Annotated in this window: 20 protein-coding genes and 1 pseudogene; 10 read left to right on the top strand and 11 right to left on the bottom strand. The window is 39.0% G+C overall.

Annotated features, from left to right (window positions below; genetic code table 11):
• Positions 1 to 11 precede the first annotated feature (11 nt).
• Positions 12 to 509, top strand: coding sequence for a DM13 domain-containing protein (locus tag PLEUR7319_RS0130385; protein ID WP_019509009.1), 498 nt, complete (start codon positions 12 to 14; stop codon positions 507 to 509).
• Between the two features lie 300 nt (positions 510 to 809).
• Complete coding sequence (locus PLEUR7319_RS0130390; protein WP_019509010.1) at positions 810 to 1,157, top strand: hypothetical protein; 348 nt, start codon at positions 810 to 812, stop codon at positions 1,155 to 1,157.
• Here PLEUR7319_RS0130390 and PLEUR7319_RS43730 read toward each other — a convergent pair.
• Positions 1,151 to 1,369, bottom strand: coding sequence for a pentapeptide repeat-containing protein (locus PLEUR7319_RS43730; RefSeq protein WP_083892537.1), 219 nt, complete (start codon positions 1,367 to 1,369; stop codon positions 1,151 to 1,153). The genes PLEUR7319_RS0130390 and PLEUR7319_RS43730 overlap by 7 nt on opposite strands.
• A gap of 75 nt (positions 1,370 to 1,444) precedes the next feature.
• Here PLEUR7319_RS43730 and PLEUR7319_RS0130395 point away from each other — a divergent pair, with 75 nt between their 5' ends.
• Positions 1,445 to 1,744, top strand: a complete 300-nt coding sequence (locus tag PLEUR7319_RS0130395) for a hypothetical protein (protein ID WP_019509011.1) — start codon at positions 1,445 to 1,447, stop codon at positions 1,742 to 1,744.
• Positions 1,745 to 1,933: 189 nt separating this feature from the next.
• Here the strand turns inward: PLEUR7319_RS0130395 and PLEUR7319_RS0130400 are convergent, their stop codons facing one another.
• On the bottom strand, positions 1,934 to 4,546 hold the full coding sequence (locus PLEUR7319_RS0130400; protein WP_019509012.1) for a TIGR03960 family B12-binding radical SAM protein: 2,613 nt from the start codon (positions 4,544 to 4,546) through the stop codon (positions 1,934 to 1,936).
• Positions 4,547 to 4,762: 216 nt separating this feature from the next.
• Here PLEUR7319_RS0130400 and PLEUR7319_RS38690 point away from each other — a divergent pair, with 216 nt between their 5' ends.
• Positions 4,763 to 6,538, top strand: a complete 1,776-nt coding sequence (locus PLEUR7319_RS38690) for a diadenylate cyclase (protein ID WP_158441895.1) — start codon at positions 4,763 to 4,765, stop codon at positions 6,536 to 6,538.
• A gap of 808 nt (positions 6,539 to 7,346) precedes the next feature.
• Here PLEUR7319_RS38690 and PLEUR7319_RS0130415 read toward each other — a convergent pair.
• The gene (locus PLEUR7319_RS0130415; RefSeq protein ID WP_019509015.1) at positions 7,347 to 7,610 is read right to left on the bottom strand and encodes a hypothetical protein; all 264 of its coding nucleotides are present in this window, start codon (positions 7,608 to 7,610) and stop codon (positions 7,347 to 7,349) included.
• A gap of 777 nt (positions 7,611 to 8,387) precedes the next feature.
• Here PLEUR7319_RS0130415 and PLEUR7319_RS0130420 point away from each other — a divergent pair.
• The 5 genes and pseudogenes from PLEUR7319_RS0130420 to PLEUR7319_RS37245 all read left to right on the top strand — a co-directional run bounded on the left by PLEUR7319_RS0130420 (position 8,388) and on the right by PLEUR7319_RS37245 (position 14,694).
• Positions 8,388 to 9,287, top strand: coding sequence for a DMT family transporter (locus PLEUR7319_RS0130420; RefSeq protein WP_019509016.1), 900 nt, complete (start codon positions 8,388 to 8,390; stop codon positions 9,285 to 9,287).
• Between the two features lie 159 nt (positions 9,288 to 9,446).
• Positions 9,447 to 11,075 (top strand): mechanosensitive ion channel family protein, encoded by a 1,629-nt coding sequence (locus tag PLEUR7319_RS0130425; protein WP_036801134.1) that lies wholly within the window; start codon positions 9,447 to 9,449, stop codon positions 11,073 to 11,075.
• Positions 11,076 to 11,372: 297 nt separating this feature from the next.
• Positions 11,373 to 12,758 (top strand): cytochrome P450, encoded by a 1,386-nt coding sequence (locus PLEUR7319_RS0130430; RefSeq protein WP_019509018.1) that lies wholly within the window; start codon positions 11,373 to 11,375, stop codon positions 12,756 to 12,758.
• 136 nt (positions 12,759 to 12,894) lie between these two features.
• Positions 12,895 to 13,174, top strand: a pseudogene (locus PLEUR7319_RS42970) (IS5/IS1182 family transposase); the annotation flags it as partial.
• A 161-nt stretch (positions 13,175 to 13,335) separates the two neighbouring features.
• Positions 13,336 to 14,694 carry an NB-ARC domain-containing protein gene (locus PLEUR7319_RS37245; protein WP_019509019.1) on the top strand — a complete coding sequence of 453 codons (1,359 nt, stop codon included), beginning with the start codon at positions 13,336 to 13,338 and terminating at the stop codon, positions 14,692 to 14,694.
• 7 nt (positions 14,695 to 14,701) lie between these two features.
• Here PLEUR7319_RS37245 and PLEUR7319_RS0130440 read toward each other — a convergent pair whose 3' ends face one another.
• A complete protein-coding gene (locus tag PLEUR7319_RS0130440; protein WP_019509020.1) occupies positions 14,702 to 15,310 on the bottom strand; it encodes a TetR/AcrR family transcriptional regulator in 609 nt (202 codons plus the stop codon).
• 108 nt (positions 15,311 to 15,418) lie between these two features.
• On the opposite strand from PLEUR7319_RS0130440, the gene PLEUR7319_RS0130445 reads away from it, so the two are divergent.
• Positions 15,419 to 15,844, top strand: coding sequence for a monooxygenase family protein (locus PLEUR7319_RS0130445; protein WP_019509021.1), 426 nt, complete (start codon positions 15,419 to 15,421; stop codon positions 15,842 to 15,844).
• A gap of 42 nt (positions 15,845 to 15,886) precedes the next feature.
• Here PLEUR7319_RS0130445 and PLEUR7319_RS0130450 read toward each other — a convergent pair whose 3' ends face one another.
• The 7 genes from PLEUR7319_RS0130450 to PLEUR7319_RS0130485 form a co-directional block, all read right to left on the bottom strand.
• Positions 15,887 to 16,981: a M42 family metallopeptidase gene (locus PLEUR7319_RS0130450; RefSeq protein ID WP_019509022.1), complete on the bottom strand. Its 1,095-nt coding sequence runs from the start codon at positions 16,979 to 16,981 to the stop codon at positions 15,887 to 15,889.
• Between the two features lie 147 nt (positions 16,982 to 17,128).
• Positions 17,129 to 17,494, bottom strand: a complete 366-nt coding sequence (locus PLEUR7319_RS0130455) for a four helix bundle protein (RefSeq protein WP_026102884.1) — start codon at positions 17,492 to 17,494, stop codon at positions 17,129 to 17,131.
• Between the two features lie 173 nt (positions 17,495 to 17,667).
• The gene (locus tag PLEUR7319_RS0130460; RefSeq protein WP_026102885.1) at positions 17,668 to 18,627 is read right to left on the bottom strand and encodes an aldo/keto reductase; all 960 of its coding nucleotides are present in this window, start codon (positions 18,625 to 18,627) and stop codon (positions 17,668 to 17,670) included.
• Between the two features lie 363 nt (positions 18,628 to 18,990).
• Positions 18,991 to 20,133 carry a hypothetical protein gene (locus tag PLEUR7319_RS37250; RefSeq protein ID WP_019509025.1) on the bottom strand — a complete coding sequence of 381 codons (1,143 nt, stop codon included), beginning with the start codon at positions 20,131 to 20,133 and terminating at the stop codon, positions 18,991 to 18,993.
• Between the two features lie 270 nt (positions 20,134 to 20,403).
• Positions 20,404 to 20,607 carry a WD40 repeat domain-containing protein gene (locus PLEUR7319_RS0130475; RefSeq protein WP_019509027.1) on the bottom strand — a complete coding sequence of 68 codons (204 nt, stop codon included), beginning with the start codon at positions 20,605 to 20,607 and terminating at the stop codon, positions 20,404 to 20,406.
• A 15-nt stretch (positions 20,608 to 20,622) separates the two neighbouring features.
• Positions 20,623 to 22,350: a CocE/NonD family hydrolase gene (locus tag PLEUR7319_RS0130480; protein WP_019509028.1), complete on the bottom strand. Its 1,728-nt coding sequence runs from the start codon at positions 22,348 to 22,350 to the stop codon at positions 20,623 to 20,625.
• Positions 22,351 to 22,473: 123 nt separating this feature from the next.
• Positions 22,474 to 23,076, bottom strand: coding sequence for a hypothetical protein (locus PLEUR7319_RS0130485; protein WP_019509029.1), 603 nt, complete (start codon positions 23,074 to 23,076; stop codon positions 22,474 to 22,476).
• Positions 23,077 to 23,114 lie beyond the last annotated feature (38 nt).

Here is a 23,114-nt window from a genome sequence, read left to right on the forward strand (position 1 = left end):
ACAACTAAAGGATGAAAGTTACAGTTATGAAATTGATGAATTTACAGACTATTGGTTTGACCTCTGCTCTAATACTAACTACTGTTGGCAGCGCTTTGATTGTACCAGAAGTCAAAGCTAACTCTTTAGGAGAGTCCACTCAATCTGTTGCAGTTAAAAAGACTAGTACCAATAGTTTTGTTTCTGTAGGAGGACACAAAACCACCGGTCAAGTCAAAATTATTAGTGCAAATGGACAAAAATATTTAGAATTTGATTCTACTTTTGCAACAGACAATGGTCCAGATTTAAAAGTAGTGTTACACCGTGATAGTTCTGTAGGTGCTGGTATTGAGGAAGGCAGCTACATTACTCTAGCTCCATTACAAAGTATTAATGGTATGCAACGCTATCTAATCCCCAATAATTCAGATTTAGACACATATTCCTCAGTAGCTATTTGGTGCCAACAGTTTAATGTTACTTTTGGCTATGCTCCTTTGCCCGATACAGCTAATGTAAGCGGATAGTAAATTCGATGACGAAATTTTGTGCTTATCAGAATCTGAGATTTAAAGCCAAACTATGGAGTCCCTAATTTCTTAAATAGCTATTTTGCTATTAACTTGTTAGATAAACTAGCTGCTACACAAGTCTATTTTTCAAGGAAAAGCTCCCCAATGGGTTCTAATAAATATTATGATAGCCCTGGACTGATATCAACCAGAGCTATCTTGTCAGGGAGAAAGAGAAATTATCTATCCCTATTGAAATTTAGAGGATTTGATCCAGCCCTTTAGCTTAAATCAGGATGGGAAATTTTAATTACTATGAAACTAATATTTGTCTACAATGCCGATAGCGGATTAATGAATACCCTAATGGATATAGGTCACAAAGCAATTAGTCCTCAAACTTATCAATGCAATCTCTGCGATCTAACGTATGGGTTATTTAGTGAGAATCAACAATGGCGGAAATTTAGAGAAGAATCAAATACAGAGATGGAATTTTTGCATAGAGACGAATTTGAGCAAAAATACGGTCGCCAATTTGAGTATCCAGTAATTCTCAAACAGGATCAAAATTTGAGTCCCATGATCTCCAAGTCAGAATTAAACCAAATTCAGACACTAGAGGAGTTAATCTCCCAAGTTGAGAGTCTGAAAGCTCAATAATTAAATGCCGAAAAGAAAGGAGTTTGACTGATATCAGCATATAAAAAATCAACTCTTCTCATGTTGGTTTTTTGAAATTTAGCACCAGACAAACAAGCTCTTGTTAGATTAGACCCACTTAAATCAACGTCGGTTAAATTAAACTTATCTAAAGCAGCATATTCAACCTTGTTATCTTTAGACCTAGAGAGATAAGAGGAAAAAATAGAGATAGACTTAAAAGGAAGCTTGCCGACAGCAAATCTAGAAGCTTCTCAATACAAATTAGATCTGATAAAAGTATAGCAATGAGCAACATACAAGTAGAATCAGACCTCAAAGAAATTCTGACCCGCATCGACACTAAACTAGACAAATTAAGTGAAGATGTAACCGAGTTAAAGGTAGGACAGGCAAGAATTGAAGGAGATCTCAAAGCCATTGACGAAAGACTATCAGGTCAAATTAAGGCGTTGGATACTAAAGTAGATCAACTAGACAAAAGAGTAGGTAATCAAGAGTTTACTAATCGTGGCGTGTTAGTAGGACTGATTGTGGTGATTTTGGGTGGTGCAGCTAAGTTTTTTGGCATGGTAGGCAATCCTTAATTGATTTTTTTTTTAAGTTCACTCAAAGTGCCATTATCGCCACATGATTTTATGTCTGATTTAAACAGGGCTTTGGTAATGTTTTCGATAGCGAGTATCAACGAAAAAATAAATAATTAAATACCACGATTTTCTGAATAGCATTCTCAAATCACCAAAGCCAAATTGAGCTTTTTCAAGATAAAGTCATTAAGTTTGGCTGTTTAAAATTAGTTGTTGACGATGGACTTGGAGTAATTGAAATTCCAAATTTGTCACTTTCTCTAACATATAAATCAGATTATCTGGTGATAAATTGGTACCGTCATTGCGACAGCTACCAGTAAAGCGTAGAATCGCTGAATTAGTTGTCATATCTGAAATAGATTCTAAAGTTAGAGCAAACAAGCGATCGCGTAAATTAATTACTTTCTTATTACCCGACTTAGTAAATTTTTCCCAGAGAATTTCTTGACTATTGTTGATAGTCTCTACCCAGTTATGCCAAGTAAAATTATCAGGATTGTGTTCTCCTGTTACTTTTACTGTAATAAGATATTCTGCACGATCCATAAGACGGCTAGCATTTAGGGATTTAAGCTCAACATCTTCCACTTTGTAAATCGGGATGTTCTCTGGTAACTGAGCTGCTAATCTGGTGCGAAATTCTTCTAAGTCAATGTCTTTCGTTAATTCAAAATCAACAATTTCACCGTTACTAGTAATCCCCAAAGATAGGGCATTGGCAATGGAAATCTTTGGTCCTGGGTGATATCCTCCTGTAAAAGAGATCGGCAAAGCAGCACGACGGATCGCCCGATCAAATAGACGGACTAAATCGAGATGACTAATGAGACTCATTTCGCCCACTTTCCCAAACCACATTCTGATTTTTTGTTCTTTATGTTGATTAGGTTGGAAATGTCCCTCAAACTTGGGAATCTCAGGTGGTTTAACGACAATGTTATGTCCAAAATCAGTACCACACACACCACAATGGGAACATCCATCAAAGGCACAGTCAGGAACAGTAGCCGCGTCTAAAGCTTTTTGTAGGTCTTCTTTGAGCCAAGCTTTATCAATACCTGTATTAAGATGATCCCAGGGTAAAGGAATATCAGTGGCATCTGAGATTGAAGTTTTCCCTTCAGAATGTCCGAAAAGATTCCATTCTCCATTTTCTATCTGACGATATTTCCAGGTTAAATCAGCCTCGGCGATCGCTTGTTCCCAAGCCCCATAAGCCTTGTCTAAGTTCTCCCACCAGGAATCCATGCCTGCTCCTAATTCCCAGGCTCGTTTAACTACGGTCGCCAGACGGCGATCGCCCCGTCCCACAAAATCTTCCATCGCAGAGATGCGAACATCGGTGTAGTTGATCTTGACTCCTTTGATCCGGCGAAACTCTTCCCGTAAGAGGTCTTGCTTTCGTCTAAACTCACTAGTTGAGACAGAGTGCCATTGAAAGGGGGTATGAGGTTTAGGCGTAAAATTGGAAACTGTGATATTGAAGTTAAGGCGTTTATTACTTAACTGACTACATTCTCGACGTAACCAACGCACCGTATCAGCAATCCCAATTACATCGACATCTGTTTCCCCAGGCAAACCAATCATAAAATAGAGTTTAACCTTGTTCCAGCCCTGTTTAACTGCGGTTTGAATACCTCGCAGTAACTCGTCGTTGGTCAATCCTTTATTTACCACATCCCGCATTCTCTGTGTACCTGCTTCAGGAGCAAAAGTTAACCCTGACTTTCTTAAACCACCAATGATATTGGCGATGTTGTCATCAAAGCGATCTACCCTTTGACTGGGAAGGGATAAAGATATATTTTCATTTTGCAGACGGTTTTTGATTTCCATCCCCACTGCTGGCAGAGCAAGATAATCTGAACAACTCAAGGACAACAAAGAAAACTCATTGTAGCCAGTCGCTCGCATTCCCTTTTCAATTGCGTCAACCACCTTCTCTGGTTCTACATCTGTTGCGGGACGAGTTAACATTCCTGGCTGACAGAAGCGACAACCACGAGTACAACCGCGTCTAATTTCTACTGTGAGGCGATCGTGAACAGTTTCCACGTAGGGGACTAAACCAATGGAATAGGCAGGAATGGGAGTAGCAACTCGGCGTAAGATTTGTTTCGGAACATCAGAGTTAATCGGATGAACCGAGCCATCTTCTGCCATCTCATAGAACCTAGGAACATAGACCCCAGGAACTTGGGCTAAGTCCAATAACAGATCTTCTTTATTCAATCCTGCTGCCTTACCTTCCCGAATTACTAAACCAATCTCTGGCAATAATTCTTCTCCGTCTCCCAAGGCAATAAAGTCAAAGAAATCGGCATAGGGTTCAGGATTAGAAGTGGCTGTTTGCCCCCCCGCAAAAATCAAGGGATAATCTTTTGTATTCCTCTCCTTCCAAGTGAGTGGGATATTTGCCAAACTTAACATTTCCAAAATATTGGTTGCCCCTAACTCGTAGCTGAGACTAAAACCCAAAATATCAAATTCTTGTAGCGATCGCTTAGACTCAAGTGCAAATAGAGGGGTATTTGTTGAGCGCAATTTTGCTGCTAAGTCTGGCGCGGGTAGATAGGTGCGATCGCACAACTGTTGTGGTTGAGCGTTAATTATATTGTAGAGAATAATATGACCTAAATTAGATGCTCCTACCTCATAGACCTCTGGATAGGTCAATACCCAACGAACCTGGGCTTCTGTCCAGGGTTTATGAATTGCCCCCAGCTCGTTACCCAGATATCTCGCTGGTTTAAGTAGATCGGAATCAATGGGATTGTCAAAAGCAAGAGTCAAAACTCAATTTCTCCTATCGCGCTAGGCAATTATCTTAGATTTCTACTATATCGAATATCTGAAGATTGTTATTTAAAGAGAAGCATTGTTAATTACAAATGAAAGCAAAAAAATTGGCTGTACCACCAAGAATTACTCAAATTTATCCGACTAATACGCCACGATTAGTAAAGTGAGCAATTTTTTGATTAAAGAAATAACAAAATGCAGATACGAATGTTCATATGGAAGTGGCAACATATTTTTCAGAATGCAGTTGCAGATCTGTTTGAGAGTGTATTCAGAATTCTTGAACTACCAATAACATCAAATACATTCGTGATCGGAGTTCCTATTTCTACTCAAAATGTGGAAAAGATTTTTTTTCAGAAAGAAGATTGTGGATTTACTCCCTATGAATTTAAGCAAGTTTTTGAACTAGCTAAAGATAACTTTCACAACGACCCCGAACAATTCTTTTTTATGGGTGATGCACATCTAAATAAAGCTCATCGAGCATCTCTATATCCCAAAGCACTCAAAAAAGCTGTTCAATCTATTTTGAAAGAGCGGGATCTTGAACGAGAACAAGTCTCTTTTTGCAGTTTTCCCGTTCAAAAAAATAAACATTGGATTATGACAGTTGTTCAGCTTAATCGGCAAGATTTTGATAGTCAATATCGATTAACCAGAAAAATACATGAAATACATTCTATGCGTAAGTACCGAATTGATCGTTGTTTTTTGGAAGCCGTAATTTATCGAGTATTGGAAGAAAGCGAACTGGAACTTCAAAGACCATCAGAGGGGAATATTTCGTCTTTAGCTAATCCGGTAAGAGTTGTTGAAGATGCTGCATCAAGTTTACTCAAATCCATCGAGGTTCATGTCAACAAGTGGAATAAAGTAGATTTACTATCCTTCGCCAATGCCATAGCAGCAGAACGCTATGAAGGTTCAGGAAGCAAAGGTAGATTAATAATCTCTCAAACTAATCATCCAGATATCCTAGCCAAAGTTAAATTAAAAGTTCCAATCAAGATTTATGATTATCGAGGAATCCGAAAATTGCTAGAAGTTTCCAGTACTAAGATGGCTTTGCTCTGTGACGGAGAGAGTGTTTGGGGCTTTGGAGTTCCCTTAGATACTTATAAACCCAGCTTGGAAAATTTGTTTGAAATTAGATTTACTGAACACTATACATGGGAATTAGTTCATGCTGAAAATATTATGCTCCGGGTTAAATACAAACAACCTAGATTACCAAGAGCGCGTTTTGACAAAGAATTATTTTACGATCACGTCCATAGACTGTTCCAAGTCAATGAAACAACGGCTAACATTTTACTAGAAGCAGTGGAAGCAGCTATCAAGCAACGCCACGGTACAATTTTGGTGATTACACCCAAAGCGGAACGAGAGACGGTAAGGTTAGCTGCTCAAAGCACTCCCATTGAGCCAATTATCGTTTCTAAAGGTATTATTTCTCATCTATCAAGCGTTGATGGCGCAATTTTAATTTCACCCGATGGTATCTTACATTCATTTGGGGTAATACTGGACGGTAAGGCTTCTAAAAATGGTGACTCAACCAGAGGGGCAAGATATAATTCTGCTATTCGTTATATCGATGGAGAATTGAGTCGTAATATTAATTGCCTGGCTCTCATTGTGTCAGAAGATGGCTATGTTGATTTGTATCCTACTTCCAAAAGACGAATACCTCGTGTTTGGATTGAACAGCTACTAGATGAACTGGAGCAATATGCTGACTCATCAAAAGTCTTTGAATCGGATCAAGCATGGTCAACTTTAATAAATTTGGAAAAACTGAGATTTTATCTTCTGGAAGAAGATGTTAAACGTGCCAACAAGATCAAAGACATCATTGTGGAACTGGAAAATAAAGACCGACAAAGAGAAATTGCCGGAACCGGAATGGGATATATAAAAGCCAAATTTGATGATTTTGAAGTAGACCGAGAAATGAATTCCGAGTATTATTTACCTTAAAAAGCTTTAAGCTCTAAGCCTTAAGCTTTAAGCTCTAAAGTTTACGCTTGGTAAACGGCTTACAGTGAGACAGTTCGTTGGCGGTGAAGCAGGGCGTTGGCGGGGTTCCCCCGCTTGAAGCCACTGCTGAACCCTTTAGGGGGTACGATGCGGCCATACGCCTGGCCTTTGTCCCGCTTAAAGCGATGAAGTGTGGTCTTGCGAGACAGTCCGTTGGCGGGGTACGATGCGGCCATACGCCTGGCCTTTGTCCCGCTTGAAGGAACTGTCGCCCTAAAGGATACCGCTTCGCATAAGGGCGGGGGTTTCCCCCATGAACAACTTCATCAAGAAGAAACTGTCGTTGGCGGAGCCTTCTCGAAGAGTACCCGAAGGGCTTATAGCTATCGGGTTTAATGCCCCCAGCAAACGAAGTTTGGTGGTCTACAATTAGGAGAGGTTAAAGCCTCTTCTAATTGGCTTACAGCTTACAGCTTACAGCTTATAGCTGCGGCTCTGCCGCTTTACCAGAAAACCAGATGAGTTAATACCCTGGGCAGTTAATAAATCTACCGAGCCCACCACCCGAAGGAATGTACCAGTCACCCCAAGAACAAACCGACCAATCAAATTGAATAATGTAGATGATGGTCGAAACAAGTGCTATTGCAAAGGCTATATAAAGTATGATTTTTATAATTCTCTGGTGTTCAGTCGTAAACATAATGCATCTCCCAATTTTTCAGCATCAATCACAATTTTTGATTTCAAAAAACTCAATTCATTACTGAGTCAAGAGTTCAGCTATTTTTGTGTATCTGCTGTTGGCTCAGCTATAAGAGCCGAGCTTAACCAAAAATAAAGTAGCTTGCTGCCAGTTATCGAAATATTCCGGCATACAGGATTGGCAATCAATATAAGTCACCGCCCAAAGGCGATCGCTTTTTTGTTCAATACGACCTAGAAAGCGACATTTACCATCGCGAGTCGGCAGTGATAGATCGTAAATATGACTAGCAAGCCGAGTAAAAGTAATGACTCCAAACTCAAGACTGAGATGATGTGGGGGATTTGCTGTTGTGGGTAGTTGCACTATGGATGATGATTCGAGTGCGAGTTTAAATTGAAGCGATCAAATAGTTCTCTCAAAACAACAACACCCAAGCTAAACCAACCGAGAGATTTTCTCTTATAGTGAATTCAATTTGGAGTTCTACTGAACAAAGTTTCCCAGTAGAGCATCTCCCTTATTTCCAATTGAGAAAATATCAGCTTTTTAGTTGAGTGTTACTGTTGTTATTTAACGAGACAGATATTATATAAAACAGATTTTTAGCCTCCTTAATTATATATGGATAAACCTGTAATCTCTGTCAGGGAAGTCTTTTAAACTTCAATTACTAATGTATCACTTTCTTTTTCAAGAAATTCAAAATGATACATAAGTTAACTTTTTCTTGTAGATTAACTATAAAACTTTTGAATAAAATCGTAAAACAATAAACTAACTAAATCTTTAATTTGCTTAGGAGTTAATCAGCGCTTTACTTTGATCCCTCAGTCTTTTACCTAACATTAATGAGTTCAGAACTCGGAATTTGAGATTAAATTTTAGACGAACTTGCTACGGCTACAAAATTAGGCGTTCGCGGAGCAAGTCCGAAGTACTTAGCCACTGCCCTTTGGACAATTGCCAAGATCGTCAATAGTCTAGAATAAGAAAAAGTAGACGAGTGGATAATTTTTCAAACAAAAAAATGAGGGATTCAGACATGGGATGAAAGATCGAAGAAGCTAAGATATCGCTACATTAGTGGAATACGTATCAAGTATTTAATTAAAGATGCGATATCTAATCTCAAGCAAATAGATGATTTTTCAAGTTGATGATTTTATCGGTGAAATAGCTGCCCTCAGTGCGGCTCTTCTTTGGGCTATTTCTTCAATTATCTATAGTCGTTTGGGGTTAAAAATTCCCCCACTAAAGCTTAATTTCTATAAAGGCATAATTGCGATCGCTTTCATTTTAATTACCTTAACTATTCAAAATGCAGCGTTGACCAATCTATCCCTCAATACCATCGCATTATTATTTCTGAGTGGTATTATCGGCATTGGCTTAGGAGATACAGCCTATTTTGCAGCGTTAAATAGTATAGGTGCGAGAAGAACCTTATTGTTAGAAACTTCTTCTCCAGCGATGGGAGCGTTACTAGCTCTAGCATTCATCGGCGAACAACTCAGCTATGGTGCTTGGTGCGGTATATTATTGACTATTCTAGGTATCGCCTGGGTAATTAACGAGCGAAGCCCTGTGAATAATTTTACTGTTTCCAGAAACGGAATTATTTGGGGAATATTAGCTGCGATCGCTCAAGCAATTGGTTCGGTTGTCTCTCGTTTTGCTCTTATACAATCGAATATTAGCCCACTAGAAAGTACCTTAATTCGTTTACTGGGTGGAACTTTAATTGTCTTTGGCTTATTATTTTTGCCCACTAATAACAGACAGATGCAAATTAAATGGCAACTAACAGCACGTAGTTTAGGGATAATTGCGATCGCTGCTTTTGGTAGTACTTATCTTGGCATCTGGTTACAACAAACAGCTCTCAAATTTTCCCCTACAGGAATTGCTCAAACCTTGCTGGCTACAAGCCCATTATTTATATTACCCATAGTCGCGTTGCAAGGAGAAAAAATTAGCCTACGGGCGGTATTAGGTGTTTTGCTATCACTAGGGGGGATTTCCTTCATGTTTCTGCGCTAATCAGCTTGAAAAATCGTTTAAAAACACGACTTGGAAGGTTTCTAAATTAGAAGAAATTTAATAGGGTTGCAACTTGATGAGCTACTTCTTGAATCTAAACTTTTAGGTGATAAAATCTGCTATCTAGTTTATGAATTCGAGAAGACTGCCACGAATCCTATGCTCAGAAAAAAGTTTTTGGTTACTTTATTTATCATAGTTGCAACTATAATCATCGGGATTTCGCCTACTGCTTCAGCACAATTACCTTTCATTCAAGATTTAGCGATTTATTCTCGATTCATAAGGCAAGTACAAGCAGATTCTCTTAATTCTGCTTGTATTCGTCTAGATGGACGTTGTTTATTCAAGCTGGCAGCTACAGATTCTGAGTTACTATCCGACAGAATTAATGAGGTACAAAAACGTTTTGGTGAAGTAACAACAGAGTATTTATCTAATGAGGATTCTCCAGTAAAAATAACTATTAGAAAAATCGGTAATCTGCAGGATATATATCTTGTTCTTGATGGGCAAGAAGAGCGTTTGTTTACCGTTACCACTCCTGATGCTAGAGCTAACGATGTCAGCGTTTTAATTAGAGCGGAACAGCTAAAATTGCAAATTGAGCAAGGTTTACAAGTAGCTAAACAAGAGCGCTCGCCCCAATACTTAAGAAAACAACTTATTTTCGGACTATGTAGTTTGATCCTAATTTTGTTGGTAAATTTTCCTCTTACCTGGTGGATCAGACAACTACGAAGATCTACCAAAGGGCTTGCTCCTTCAATCGCTTCAAAAACTTTGCCGATCGCCGATCAGTTAGCCCGCCGTCAAAAATGGAATTTAACTGAAGTCAAATATCGCCTATTACAGTTAGTTCAGGTATTGCTTTGGGGTGGTGGATTTTTATTTTTGCTGAATTTATGGCCTCAAACGCGAATTATCCCTTTTTTGCTGATTGCAGCTTTAAGAATTCCTTTTCGCGTCGGTATAGTAGCATTAATGACCTACATATTGATTCGTTTGACATTCTTTCTGATTGCTAAATTGAGTGCCGTGGCGATTGAAAGTCAGCCCGACGACTTGAGAGTCAATCAAAGGGGAAAATTGCGGATAAATACGACAACCAGAATTTTACGCAGTAGTGTGACGATTATTTGGACTGGAATTGGCGTTTTATTTGGTTTTTGGGTTAATGGAGTTAATATTGCGCCGATTTTGGCTGGGGCAGGTATTTTTGGTCTCGGTTTATCTTTAGCTTCACAAAATCTGATTAAAGATGCGATCAACGGTTTTATAATTATTTGGGATGATCGCTATGCTGTAGGAGATATTGTTGATATTGGGACAGTGAGTGGTTTAGTAGAAAATATTAACCTCCGGATTACTCAATTGAGAGATGCTGAAGGAAGGTTGATTACAGTGCCGAACAGTGCCGTAGATATTGTGGCTAATCGTTCCAGTCAATGGTCTAGAGCTGATTTGAATATTCCCGTTGCCTATCAAACAGATATTGATCGCGCCTTAAATCTGATTCATCAGGTAGCCGAAGCTATAAGCGAAGATCCCGATTGGCAAGAGCGCATCTGGGAGTTTCCCAATATTTTGGGCGTAGATAATTTTAGCGATCGCGGTATTTTAATTCGCGTCTGGATTAAAACTGAACCTCTGAAACAGTGGGAAGTAGCCAGAGAATTCCGCCGTCGGGTTAAAATTGCTTTTGACCAAGCAGGAATTCCCATATCTGCTCCTCAACAACAAATATTGTTGGAGAAAAATTTTGCTAGTAAAAAGGAGCAGAATTAGTTTTACAATAATTTACGAACAGTCTTTAAATAGCTATATTGCAGTAAGAGATCTCTCAATCAAATAAATTTACTGTGCGCGGAGCAGATATCTCTTCTCAGTTTCATACTTTCCCTTTCAATTTCCAAGTCTTATCAAATACTTTTTTTCTAGCGATTGGCTCTGCCAGTGCGCTTCGCGCAATCACCTTAAACTTCGAAGTCGTGTATATAACCAGTTCTGGGAACAATTGTCTTTTTTCATTTTCGTTAGAATCAATTGAAGAGCAATATTGACACTATTTAATTGAGCGCCACGATGAAGCAAATACCAACAGTTAAAAGTACTTCTGGTTGGCTGAGAACCATCCGCCAGATAAATGCTATCTTGCGTCCTCTAGAGTTTATGGAACAACGTAGCCGAAAACATGGAGATTTTTATCAGGTAACATTTAAAAAATCACCACCAACTGTTATAACTAGTAATCCTCAAGCGATCGAGGATATTTTTACCGCTTCCCCAGATAAATTTGAAGTTGGTAGGGGCAATAAAGGTTTAAATTTCTTGGTGGGAGACAATTCTCTACTTTTATTAGATGGTAAAGAACATAAAAATCGCCGACGTTTGTTGATGCCCCCTTTTCACGGTGAGTCTCTGCAAAAGTGTAGTGAGCAAATCGTTGAGATAACTAATAAAGTTAGTAATCGCCTAGAGACAGGGAAGCCGTTTAAAGTTCGTTCCCTAACGCAAGAAATTACGCTACGAGTAATTTTGAGTGTGGTATTTGGGATTGATTCTGGAGCAAGATCTGAACGCTTGCGAGAATTATTAACTACACTTTTGGAAACTTTTAATACTCCATTAAACTCAAGTTTGATATTTTTTCCTTTTTTACAACAAGATTGGGGAAAATTTAGTCCTTGGGGTCGGTTTCTACTGTTAAAACAAGAAATTAAAACTTTAATTTACGCCGAAATAGCAGAAAGACGTGAATTATTAGCTGCCAATCAATTAGAAAATAAAGATATTTTTAGTTTGTTGCTATTAGCCAAAGATGAAAATGGCGCAGGAATGACAGATGAAGAATTACATGATGAGTTGATAACTTTATTGTTTGCTGGACATGAAACTACTGCCTCAGCTTTAGCTTGGCTTTTTTATTGGGTTCATTATCTTCCAGAGGTACAAGACAAGTTGCGCTTTGAATTGAATTCTTGGGATCAAAGCTCAAACTATCAATCAATCAATAACTTAACTTATTTAAATGCAGTAATTTCTGAAACTCTACGAATTTATCCCATTGCTGCGGGAACTTTTGCTCGCCTACTTACCCAACCAATGTCAATTATGGGATACGATTTTGAACCTGATACTTGGTTGATGATTTCTATTTATTCTCTGCACCATCGAGAAGATTTATATCCTAATTCTAAACAATTTGAGCCGCAAAGATTTTTGCAGAAAACTTATTCTAGTTATGAGTATATTCCTTTTGGGGGAGGCAATCGCCGTTGTATTGGTTCGGCTTTAGCATTACTAGAAATGAAATTAGTAACGGCTACAATTTTATCGCGCTTCCAATTAAGGTTAATAAGCGATCGCGGAGCTAGCCGAAGGCATCGCCCTATGTTACCAGTGCGCCGTGGTTTAACTATTGCCCCTCCAGCCTCTTTTAAAATGATGATTGAAAGTAAAATTGACTAAGAGAGCAAGTTCTGAAATAAAGGGCTTTGCCCTAGAACACCGATTCAGTAATCAAAAACTAAGGCTGGTTTACTGTTGAGCAACTTAAATAACTTGTAAAAAGACTGAAGACAATTCGCGATTGTTGCTTGCGAATTATTGTAAAGCTTGGCGGGTATCTAACGGCAGTAAATTTGATAAATCTGCTTTCGTCTTAAATTGGGAATCGGGGACAATTACCTGTCCCAATCAGGTCAGTTTACCATGCACGTGAAGGAGGCAAAGTGCAATTTCCTGAAGCTACCTGTCTCAATTGTCCTCTGCGAAAAAACTTATTTGACCTACGTCGCACAGGGGTTGTTCATAATCTTCATGTACTGGTAAGACTTTTGAAAGATGACCCAGAGCTATTTGCTTCTGAATCAGGCACTGCCTAGTTTTCGATTACTGAATCGGTGTTCTAGGAACGGAGTTTAGCTGTAAATTTCCAATAAGTTTCATCAAATAATTAAAATTTCTGCATAAAAAATAACTGTGGTAACTAAGTAACTTATAGGATCATATTGAACTCTTTTAGTAAACATTCATAATAAGCCACATGAATGCTGATGAAGCTCTGGCAATAGTCGATCGCCTTCTAGGCTCAGAAAAACTAAATAATCTGCAAGAACTTATTTTTCTTCAATCTTGGCAGCATATGACTTATCAAGAAATTGCTGCCAAATATGCCTATAGCGATGACTATATCAGAGATAATGGTGCTCAACTTTGGCAATTACTATCAAGAATATTTAACGAAAAAATTAATAAAACTAACTTTAAATCTGTTATTGAAAGACATCTACGACAACAAAAGATTGTCACTAGTAATAATAATCAAGATTGGGAAGAAGCAATTGATGTCTCTTTTTTCTACGGACGAGAGCAAGAGTTAGAACTACTTCAAAAATGGATAATTGGCGATCGCGAAGCTAGCACCAAACTATGCGGCACAAGCCGAAGGCATCGCTGTAGGATGATAGGTATTTTTGGTATGGGGGGGATGGGCAAAACTTCACTAGCGGCAAAATTAGCCCAACAGATTGCCTCAGAATTTGATTTTATTATCTGGCGATCGCTACGTAATGAAACATCTCTTGAAAAACTGCTTACTAGTATTGTGGATTTTATCGCTCAACAGGTGGGGATAGAAATAAGTTGGCCTCCAGATATTGGCAGTAGGATTTCTTTACTGATTGAATACTTACGATCTTATCGCTGCCTAATAATATTAGATAACGGAGAGACAATTTTACAAAGTGGTATTATCTGCGGTAATTATCGCGAAGAGTATCAAGACTACCGAAAACTTTTCCAACTTTTGGGAGCAATTTCCGTTGAGAGTTGTGTAATTTTAACCAGTCGAGAAAAACTCCAAGAATTTAGTTCCCTCGAAGGAAACGCAACATCAGTTCGTTCGCTACAAATAAAAGGACTGGGAGCCGAAGTAAGTCGTAACATCTGTCAACTTAAGGGGGAGTTTCGCGGTTTGGAACAAGATTGGCAAACTCTAACGGATAACTATAGTGGCAATCCTTTGGCATTGAAGATTGTAGCTGCCACAATTAAAGATTTATTTGATGGTGATGTTAATCAATTTCTGCAACAGGAGATCATCTTTTTTGATGATCTGGCAGATTTGCTGGAGGAGCAATTTGTTCGGCTATCTCGGTTAGAACAAGAAATCATGTATTGGCTGGCGATTGTCAGAGAACCAATATCTCTGCAAAAATTACAACAGGATTTATTATCATCTTTCCCCCCAAAGAAACTAATCGAAGCCGTTAAATCTTTGATTAGGCGATCGTTGATTGAAAATACGGCAACAGGTTTTACTCAACAACCAATATTTAGAGAATATCTTCTCATCCGACAAAGCGAGAAAATTGCAGCAGAGCTCGAAATAGAGTGCTGTTGAACGTAAGTTAGGATTTTTTTATTCCTTTAGACATAATTCTAGTGGCTTTTTGAGCCAATTCTACTATTGAAGCAGAATCGGATATCATCAGCTGACTATCTATTGCTAACATCGATACACCATGTACTAGTGACCAACAAACACGAGCTAATTGTAGAGAATCTTCTGTATTAAATACTTTCGCCTCTTGACCTGCTTTAATTGCATTGAGTAGAACGTTAAAAGAATCATTTGATACTTGATCAAGCTGAGGATATTGTTCGTAGTTTCTTTGACAATCACTAAACATTACGCGATAGTATGCCTGATTATTTATTGCATACTTTACATACGCAACACCAAGTATTTCTAATCTCTTTTGGACATCATCTGGGCTATCAACGAGTGCTTTTTGTAGAGCTTGATGTAATTGGGTAAATCCGATTTCAGCGATCGCAACTAACAAACTTTCCTTATCTGGAAAGTGACGATAGGGAGCATTATGAGAAACGCCAATACGTCGCGCAATTCCCCGTAACGACAAACTAAAAATATTTTCTTTGTCGATCCAAGCTAAAGCCTCTTCAATTATTGTTTGACGTAAATCGCCGTGATGATAATTCTCTTTTGCTGTCATGGTTTTATTTTACAGATCATTAGCTTTTTTAAATCTCAAGCTTGTTGACACTGACAACATACTTTTTTAAAATGTGGACATTGACAACATACAGTTCTGGAGATTATCATGAATCACGCTTCTTATCAGATCGATTTACCTCAAGATACCAATGTTGTAGTATTTCTCAATGGTATAAAAGCGTTGAATCTTAAAGGCTTTTTTTGGCTATGGCAACAAATATTGACCGCCAAAATGACTAGTGTCAAATCAGTGCGGGGATGTGTAGAGACAAAACTGAGCATTTGTAGTCCTAAAGAAGTAGTGATTATCAGCTATTGGCAAGATCAAGTGAGTTTAATAGAGTTTTTTCATAGTCCTCTACATCGCCGGATGATGAAAAACATGATGGAGATTATTGCCACAGATCAAAAAGCGATCGCCGTGTTTAATGAGACTTATCGACCTCTCCGTAGCGGTAGATATTTCAATGAACCTCAAGGATTGGCAAAAATTTATCCTGCGATCGCGCAAGCCAAAGCAATAGCAAAGTAGATGAACTTATTTGGACTTAAAGCTCGATTAAAAAAGTAGTGCTTACGGAGTTAGAGTCATACTGTAGGTAGTTAAAATTCCGATGCAATTGGCGATCGCACCCAGGTGGGCAATTTCATAACCGTGAGTATTTTGAGTCGGAAAACTTAAACAAGCTCCTCTAGAGACATGACCGAATTTCATAGCGATCGAAGCATCACTACCAAAACCATCGAGAACAGCTAACTGAAGGGGAATATCTGCTTTGCTAGCTGCTGAACGAATCTCAGCATTTAAAAATTCATCATACATACCGTAGTTATCTTGAGAGAGCAACACGGGGGCTATTCCCGATTCGATGGGATATTCATCGGCTAAGGGGCAAATTTCTAAAGCAATTAAGGCATCTAAAGCCTGGTTCTGTGTAAAATATAGGGCGCCAATTGCTCCTACTTCTTCTTTCGCCGAAGCCACTAGATAGATATCTACAGGTGGATTAGTTATTTTAGAAGCTAGTGCCAATAAAATAGCTACCGAAGCTTTATTATCTAAAGTATAACTAGCAATATAATCGTTAAGGCGAAAAGGTTTTTTACGATGTTTTCCGACTACAACTCTAGTACCTGGGCGCACTCCTGAAGCAGTTAATTCTTCTATACTACATTTAGTTTCTACCCATGCATCCTCCCACATTAAAGGAGTATCTAGTTGTTGTGCTTTCTGTGGAGATTCATGAGAAACATGGCGCGAACCAAAAGACAAGATACCGCTAATAACTTCTTGATCGCCCAAGATATCAACTACCCCTTCCCCATATACCCAGGGAAAAGATCCACCTAAACGACGTACTTGCAAACAACCATCAGCATCAACAGATTTAACAATCATGCCAATCTCATCTTTATGGGCAGTAATTGCGATTGCACCTTGGGCGGTGGCTTTGTCAATCGCTCGATCAGAGTTTTGACCGGGAATTTTGGCAATCACATTTCCTGCTCGATCCTGCCAATTTTCAACTTTTAAAGCTGTAAACTGCTCTAGTAAAGCCCGATCAATCTCGGTTTCTACTCCACTGGGAGAATGATAAAGAACTAATTCCTGGATTTTGTTAAATAGAGAATCATAATCTATCCCAGCTTGTTTCCCATTGGTTTCCATAGCTTTGTCACAATTTAGTTGGATGCCAATGAATATATCACTGAAAAGCAGGGTGAGCGGAATTTGCGGTGGCAAAAATCAATTTTCGCGTTGTTTGAGTAAAAAGTAACGAGTAAAAAGTAACGAGTAAAAAGTAACGAGTAACGATTATTTATTTTTAAGCTTTTTAATAGTACTAATTAGTATCCGAATTATGCTATTGATTTCATCAATCATCGAGCTGAACTTCTTTGATGATATAATTCCCGATTGAATCATTATATCAATCCAATATCGGGTTTCACTGGCTTCTTTTAAAGCTATAGAATACTTCGAGACAAAGTCAGCTCTTGACTGTGCAAACTCCCCTTCTGCAAGATTCGCTCCAATGCTTGTACTCGCTCTTAGAAATTGTTTTGCCAACACTTTACCTGCATCATCAAAGTGTCTCTTGTTTAATTCTGTGTAGGCTTTAATAGCTCTAATAGCAAATAACTTACTTCTATCTTGTATTGAAATGTTATTATTATTCATGATGAAAAATTGATCGTAGTAACTCAATTTTATCATCAACGAGTAGCAGCTTAATTGCCGTTACTCGTTACTTTTTACTCGTTACTCATTACTTACGAGCAATCAAATAAACTTGTCCTAACGTAACTTTGTACGGCTATATGTCAAAGTATATTCCTTGAAAAACCCTACTGTTACCAATTCCACATTACAGGATTGTGATCGAGATGATCCGTTACCTGTTTTCCAATTTGATCGATCGCCTGTAACTCATCAGGAGATAGATTAACTGAGGCAGCGATCGCATTATCTTGTGCTTGAGCGGCATTCCTAGCTCCAGCGATCGCATTAGTCTGAGGTTGGGCGATTAACCAAGCTAAAGAAAGTTGAGCTAAGTTACAATTATGGCTCTTAGCGATGGGGCGTAGTTGTTCTAGAGCATTTTGGGCACGTTGGTAGTTTTCCCCTTGAAACAGTTTATTTTTGGCTCGATGATCGCCTTCGGCAAACTGATGATCTAAACCAAATTTACCGGTGAGTAATCCCTGAGCCAGGGAAGAATAAGCCAAAATAGAAATATTATTGGCAATGCAGTAGGGAGCCGCATCATTTTCTACTTGTCGCCAAAAAAGTGAGTAAGGTGGTTGCAGACTATCAATTCTGCCGTAGCCTGCTGCTTCTTCTAATTGAGCGCGAGAAAAATTGGAAACTCCGATCGCTCTAATTTTGCCTTCTTCTTTTAGTTTATTTAAAGCTTTCATTGTCTCGGCAACTGGAACTATTTCACTATTAAATGAACCAGAGGGCCAGTGAATTTGATATAGGTCAATATAGTCAGTTTTGAGATTGGTTAAAGAGCGATCGCAAGCCTCGATTACTTGGTCATATTGGAGGTGATTGGCAAATACTTTAGAAGCATAAACAACTCGATCGCGCACATCAGATAAAGCTTTGGCAACAATTTGTTCTGAATGTCCTTCACCATAAACTTCTGCGGTATCGATGGTAGTTATGCCAGTTTCGTAAGCAGCCCGAATTGCTTTGATGCTTTCCTCGTCTTCAATGCCGACCCACATTTTTTTACCCGCTTGCCAAGTACCCATGAGTATGGGAGTAATTTGGATATCCGATGTTCCGAGCGATCGCGTTTCCATATCTTTAATTTTTCTCTAAAAAGCTGGAGGGTGAGAGGTAATATAGCAATACGAACTTATATTAGGACACTCGTTACTCGTTACTCGTTACTCGTTACTCATTACTTACGAGCAATCAAATAAACTTGTCCTAACGTAACTTTGTACGGCTATATTTATCAGCTTATAGCAGTTTATCAAAAAAGCTTTTAGCTTTTAGCCTGGCTGCCTGACACATTATATTTGGATCCTGTTAATTAGTTCATCCGATCTTTTATAATTTTTGACATATGCCAAGCAGAATACCATATCCGAAGGTGTATCCTTTAGGGCAAGGGCACAATGTTCTTTAGGACGAATTACTTTACAGTCACCTCGTTTCAATTACCTTGTTCGCTTCCGTTCCTTTTTTGCCTGCTTTTTTTCTTGCTTCCGTTCCTTTTTTGCCTGCTTTTTTTCTCGCTTCCGTTCCTCTTTTGCCTGCTTTTTTTCTCGCTTCCGTTCCTCTCGCTCAAGTTCTTTCTCTCGTTTTAGATACTCTTTGTTAGATTCATATCCTGACTCTTTTTTTGTGTTGGAAGAATTAAGATAATCATCATTTTGAGAACTAACCTTTTGCTCAAATCCAGAATGGGGAACATCTTCATTCGCTTGTAAAATAACCTGTCGAGCTACACTTTGAATGCCTGTATGGGCAAAAAAGTTCGTACTTTGATCGACAAATGCAGCAACCAAATCAAAGCTGTCATCTGCCAACTCTACGATGTTACCGATCTGCGATGAAATAGATTGAGGTGTAACACCTGTTGAACTAACAAAATTACTCATCCAATCAGAAACAGTGTCAAACGTATTTTTGATCAAACCAAACTTATCACTGCTTGGAATCATCCCAGCTACAGTCTCAAAGGCAGGGCTTGCTTCAATTGCCTGCCTTCCTTCCCTGTTGAGAAATGATGTTACTTTTTGGACAAAATCTAGTCCTAATGGCAGTAGACCATCTAAGCATATTAAAGCAGCCATCCTCATCATGGCTGCTCCAGTGTAATGAGCGCGCAGCTCTGTAACGAACTCTTGAGGACTTAGAAGGGACAATCTTTTCATCTTGGAGTAGGCAATCAACTCAACCACAAGCTTTAAGCAAAGATCGACAGCCTGAAGCTGATCTGCTTTTGGTATTAGGTTATTAAGGAAGCTCAATATCCCTATTTTTTCACCTACTTTGTTGGCTAAAGCTGCTGTTCCAATTGCGACATCAATCTTGTCAATTGTTTGATAGAGCCAAACTGCATCTTGGTATCCATTACTATTATCATTATATATTTCTCGACAACGATCTCCAATAGCTGCAACTCGACTAGGATTCGTCTCTCCAGTAATTGTCATAATACTCTGCTCCGCTCCAGTTAAGTTTTCCCAGTCGACTGGAACAATGCGTTTCAAAGCATAAAGCATTTTAACTGTAATGTTGTCGGTTGGAAGCCGCTCGAGCAATTCAATAATATCGTTACTCATACTTTCTGCCATTATATTGATTGCAAGCTGTTGAATAATTGTAGCTAGTAGAACTTAGCGTATTTTACAATCCTCAGTTATCCCTCCCCATCCGAGCTTCACCGCTTCAATCCCGGCATACCGAGGACGATCCTTTTCTGACAACGAGTGGTAAAACTGTTGCATTTGTTTCTCTACTTGGAACGGATAGGGATTCATACCATCAGAAGTTGCTCACTGGTTTAGTTCAGCCTATCATTTCTCTGTCAATTTCTGGATCTTATTTAATCCATATTCCTTAGTCTATCTCGTCGCTAGATCCCACTGTCGAATAGTGCCATCCATACTACCGTTAGTTAGGGTTTGTTTATCTGGTGTTAAGGCGATCGCTCTAGTTTTATAGTCGTGACCTGACAAAACTCGAATACATTCTCCTGTATCGACATTCCAAATTTGATTGTGAGTATCTTGTTCAATATCAAATTCAATTGCTCTAACTATTTCCATTGGTCTTCTAGAGTTTTAAGTTACTGCTAGCTGAATATTTGATGGATAATCTGCACCAGAATAAATTGATAAGGTAATGATCTGCATTTCTATTAATCTAGATTCGGAAGGTAACTTGCCATTACCAGAATTAACAGGATAGGCAGGAAAACAGGCAGCACTGAGACTGAGACGTAAGCTATTTCCTTTGGAGATACACATACAAGTTGCTTGCAGAGGAATTTTGACTAGTGTAGGACTATTTTCTATTCCGCTCCGTTCAGGAACAAAAAATCGGCTATATCCTTGAGTGAAATTGAAAACTTTGCCATCAGGATGAACTTCAGACAAGACTGCACATAAATCAAAACTGGGTCGATCTGCTGTACAGTAAACTTCTACAGTTATTGCGCCAGTGATTTGTAAGGCTGAGTCTAGAGATGCAGAAGTATAGGTCAGAATATCGGAACGATAATCTAAAGTAGAACGATCAAATGAACCACCAGGATAGTTGGCGTGTCCCCCCAAAGCAGGAACTGGTCGCCAGGGGTCATGAACTAAAATATCGCAATTATTAGCGAATTCAGCTACTTGTTGGCTTAAATCAGTTTCTAATAAGTTTTTAGTAGATATAGATTCTGTTTCTTCTTTTTCCTTCTCTGCTTCGTATTCCAAAAGCATTCCGCTATCTTCTCGAATACTGGCTAAACCATCGCTAGCTAGGTAGTAAGTGGTACTGCAATCGGGAAAACGCTCAAATTCTCGCCATTGATTACTTCCCATTTCAAATAAACATATCGGCGATTCACTAAGCACTCCAGTATCTTTACCCTTAAGAAAATGATCGAACCAGCGTAGCTGAATTTCATCAATTGGGTTTTGCGCTTCTAGACCATAATCAATTGCACCTAGTTTTCTTCCCCAAGGGAGATGCGCCCAAGGACCCACTACAAGATGTTGTGCTTGTTTACTTCGGGCTGCCATTGCTCGATACAAATTTAATGTACCCCTTAAATAAGGATCGAACCAGCCACCGACGTGCAACATAGGAATATCTATATCTTGAAGCAAATACTTTGGCGATCGCTTTTGCCAATATTCTGCCGTCGGCTCAGGATTATTTAACCATTGATGGTAAAAAGAATCAGGGGCTAACTGCTGCATAATCTTAGGATTGGCAGGAATCGGATCGTGAAGCGGTAAATTACGAGCAGCAGCATAAAACTCTAGATAAGCCTCTTCATTGCCTTGGAGACGAGCAGTTTCCCCTGCCAGTTGAATAGCCCAAGCTAAATTAGCATATAAACAAAAAGCATTATTTTCATAAGCCCAATCTGTATAGAGATCGTAAGCTACCATTGCCGGAGCGATCGCCTTTAAAGCTCGATGTTGATGTACTGCTGCATATAATTGAGTCATGCCCTGATAGGAAAAGCCGTACATTCCAACTTCTCCAGTACTGTAGGGTAATTTAGACACCCAGTTAAGTGTGTCTAAACCATCTGCAACTTCGTGGGTAAATAAGTCAAACTTGCCCTCAGAGGTTCCTCTACCCCGCACATCTTGAATCACCACTATATAACCCTGAGCTGCATACCAACGGGGATGAGCATAAACTACCGTCGAGGCGATCGCTCGACCATAGGGTTGACGCATCAGTAAGATGGGCAACTTTTCTGCGGTATCGGGACGATAAATATCGGCATCTAATCTCACTCCGTCCCGAGTATGCATTGATGCTGTCTGCTGATTAATTTTTACCATCAGAGAATCAGAAATAACATCATTTCAGTGTTTGACTTAAACACATCTTAGGGGTTAGCCAATGGTTGATAGCTAATGGCTAATAGCTAATGGCTAATGGCTAATAGCCACTCAGCGATACTACTATTTCTTTTCTTTGTTTTCTACTTGAGTTTCAATACCTTGATTAAGCTGCCAGGCGATCGCATTTAATACCAAATCTCCATAACCAGAACAAGTTTCTTGATATTCCTCCTGGGCTGCTACCAGGGAACCTAGCTTTTCGATGGTTTTGCCGTATTTCTTATCCTTAGCCAAGTCCTTTTCTTCCGAGGTTAAAGGACGCGATCGCTCCAAAACAACTTTAATAATGGGTACATATTGAGCTGCTTGTTCCGAAGCATCTTGAACTTCTAATTGTAATTTGGTTAGTTGAATAATTTCTTGCGCCCCCTTGATAATGGGTAGCAGTTCCTGACTATCTGGCACGTTTTTGGAAGATTTAACTTGAGTACTATTTGAGGGTACATGAAAAATATGATCTTGAGTAAGACCATCGGGAAAACGATTGACATCAATCTCCTCTTTTTCCCACATCTCCTGCACAATCTCTAGAGCTTTAGCACGATTTTTCTTGGTATCTCCGGCTGTTCCTGGTACCTCGACTAATATTCCTTCTTGCTCTGCTGCTGGTTTAGAGAGATCGCTAACAGCAACAAAATGAGAAACTGCTGGGGTTTTGACCATTTCGAGAAAAATATTTAATTTGCAATATTTAATATTAT

This window comes from Pleurocapsa sp. PCC 7319, from assembly GCF_000332195.1.
Lineage (GTDB): Bacteria > Cyanobacteriota > Cyanobacteriia > Cyanobacteriales > Xenococcaceae > Waterburya.